Origin of the sequence: Mesorhizobium sp. M2A.F.Ca.ET.067.02.1.1, assembly GCF_004023285.1 — a bacterium.
Taxonomy (GTDB): Bacteria; Pseudomonadota; Alphaproteobacteria; order Rhizobiales; family Rhizobiaceae; genus Mesorhizobium.
The window spans coordinates 1-2,502 of record NZ_RZSB01000820.1; the positions used below are offsets into that span (position 1 = coordinate 1).

3 protein-coding genes are annotated in these 2,502 nt (G+C 64.7%); 1 reads left to right on the forward strand and 2 read right to left on the reverse strand.

What is annotated here, in order from left to right; translation table 11 throughout:
- Nucleotides 1-507 (reverse strand): NAD(P)-binding domain-containing protein (locus EOA28_RS32250; protein WP_128315684.1); only part of this gene is annotated, 507 nt, incomplete at its 3' end.
- A 22-nt stretch (nucleotides 508-529) separates the two neighbouring features.
- Nucleotides 530-1,696: an isobutyryl-CoA dehydrogenase gene (locus EOA28_RS32255; protein WP_126082199.1), complete on the reverse strand. Its 1,167-nt coding sequence runs from the start codon at nucleotides 1,694-1,696 to the stop codon at nucleotides 530-532.
- 140 nt (nucleotides 1,697-1,836) lie between these two features.
- Here EOA28_RS32255 and EOA28_RS32260 point away from each other — a divergent pair, with 140 nt between their 5' ends.
- Nucleotides 1,837-2,442 (forward strand): dimethylsulfonioproprionate lyase family protein, encoded by a 606-nt coding sequence (locus tag EOA28_RS32260; protein ID WP_127253612.1) that lies wholly within the window; start codon nucleotides 1,837-1,839, stop codon nucleotides 2,440-2,442.
- Nucleotides 2,443-2,502: the final 60 nt, after the last annotated feature.

Sequence of the window (2,502 nt, forward strand, 5' to 3'; positions counted from 1 at the left end):
GATCTGGGCCGCCTGGCCGGCGCGGTCGCCGCCGCAATGAACGATGCGCCCGGCCATCGGCTTCAGGATCGGCTCGGCGGTGGCAAAGGCCTCGTCGGAACCGCCGGCCATGAAGGTGAGGGTGCCGGCCGTGGCGCCGCCGGTGCCACCGGAGACCGGGGCGTCGATCGAGGGCAGGCCCTGCCTGGCGGCAATCGCATGCGCCTTGCGCGCCGATTCGACATCGATGGTCGAGGAATCGATGAACAGCGCGCCTTTCTTTGCCTTGGGCGCAATGTCTTCGTAAACCGACAGCACATGCTTGCCCGCGGGCAACATGGTGATGACGACATCGGCGTCCTTCACTGCGGCGACGGCGTTTGCCATCACCGTCACCCCATGCCCTTTCGCGACCGTAAGGTTTTCGGGCACCAGGTCGAAGCCCAGCACCGCATGGCCAGCTTTGACCAGATTGGCAGCCATCGGATTGCCCATGTTGCCTAGGCCGATGAAGGCGATGGTGCTCATTGTCTCTCTCCCAAAAATCTGCTCAGCGACCAATCAGCGCCCGCGCGATGATGACGCGCATGATCTCGTTGGTGCCTTCGAGGATCTGGTGGACGCGGAGATCCCGCACCAGCTTCTCGATGCCGTAATCGTGCAGATAGCCGTAGCCGCCATGCAGCTGCAGCGCCTCGTTCGCAACGTCGAAGCCGATATCGGTGACGAAGCGCTTGGCCATCGCCGACCATTTGCCGGCATCCGGCGCCTTGCGGTCGAGCTTCGAGGCGGCGGCGTAGAGGAAGATGCGGGAGGCCTGCAGCTCCGTCTCCATGTCGGCCAGCCTGAACTGCAGCGCCTGGAACTGGTTGATCTTGGAGCCGAAGGCCTTGCGCTCGCCCGTATAGGCGAGCGCCTTGTCGAGCGCCGATTGAGCGCCGCCGAGCGAGCAGGCGGCGATGTTCAACCGGCCGCCGTCGAGCCCGGCCATGGCGATGCCGAAGCCGGCGCCTTCCGCTGCGAGCAGGTTTTCCGCCGGCACCTTGCAGTCCTCGAACATGACTTGGCGGGTCGACTGCATGTGCCAGCCCATCTTGTGCTCGTTGGCGCCGAAGGACAGGCCCGGCGCGTCCTTGGGTACGACGAAGGTCGAAATGCCCTTCGGGCCATCGCCGCCGGTGCGCGCCATCACTACATAGAGATCGCTGTCGCCGGCGCCGGAGATGAACTGCTTGGCGCCGTTTAGTATGTAATCGTCACCGCTCTTCACCGCGCGCGTCTTCAGCGCGGCGGCGTCCGAGCCGGAGCCGGGCTCGGTCAGGCAATAGCTCGCCAGCCACTCCATCGAGGTCAGTTTCGGCAGGAAGCGCTGGCGCTGCTCGTCCGAGCCGAAGCGGTCGATCATCGAGGCCGCCATGTTGTGAATGGAAATGAAGGAGGAAAAAGCCGGGTCGGCGTGGGCAAGCGCCTCGAAGATCAGCACCGCGTCCAGCCGCCCAAGCGCCGAGCCGCCGACATCGTCGCGCACATAGATGCCGCCGAGGCCGAGCGGGCCGGTCTCGCGGATCACGTCGGCGGGGAAATGCTTTGCCCTGTCCCAGTCGAGCGCATTGGGCGCAACGCGATCCGCCGCGAAGGCCTGGGCCATCTCCTGGATGGCGCGCTGCTCCTCATTGAGTTCGAATTGGCCAGTGCCCGCATCGACTGCCGCGTCCATGGCGTGCTCCCTGTCGTTTCAGGCCTTCTGGCCTGTCGTTTTTGGCTTTGCGCGCCGTTCAATCTAGACCAATGATGCCGCCGCGCAAACCCGGGCCGTTGAGAACCGGCTGTGCATGGAATGACTAACGGAGCTCTTGCGTGCCGACAATTTTCGATGAGTTGCTGGAGCGATTCCACGCCTATCTAGCCGGCGTCGACCACGATCTGCTCGCGGACGAAGTCGCGCGCATCGGCTGGAATATGCCTGTCCGTCCTCTCGAACCGCGCGCGCTTGCCTGCCTTGGCCATCTCGACCGCATCGCCGCGCTTGCGCCGCCGGATGCCAGGCCGCTGGCGCGGTTCGTCGCCGACCATCGGGATGCATTGCGCTGGGGGCAGACCTATAGCGCCGCCGATTTCGGGCAGGGTTTCGTCGACAATTACGGCTGGCTGGAAGTGTTCGGCACGCGAGGGCATTTCGTCAATGATGCGGCCGCGGCCGGTCTGCTGATCCTCGGGCCGGACATCGTCTATCCCGACCACCACCACATCGCGGAAGAAATCTACATTCCACTGACCGGCGGCACCGAGTGGCGAATGGGCGAGGGGGATTTTCATATTCGCGGCGCCGGCGAGATGATCCACCACGCATCGAATGTCAGCCATGCCATGCGCACCGGCAAGGAACCGCTGATGGCGCTCTATCTCTGGCGCGGCGGGCCGTTGGCGCAGAAGTCGACCATCGGTTCGGGGAGCAGGGGCTGATGGCAAAAGCGATCATGCTGCAGGGCACCGGCTCCGATGTCGGCAAGACCGTGCTAGTAG

Excerpts from the sequence above, each read along its gene's own strand:
- EOA28_RS32255 (WP_126082199.1), bottom strand. The coding sequence starts at position 1,696 with ATGGACGCGGCAGTCGATGCGGGCACTGGCCAATTCGAACTCAATGAG.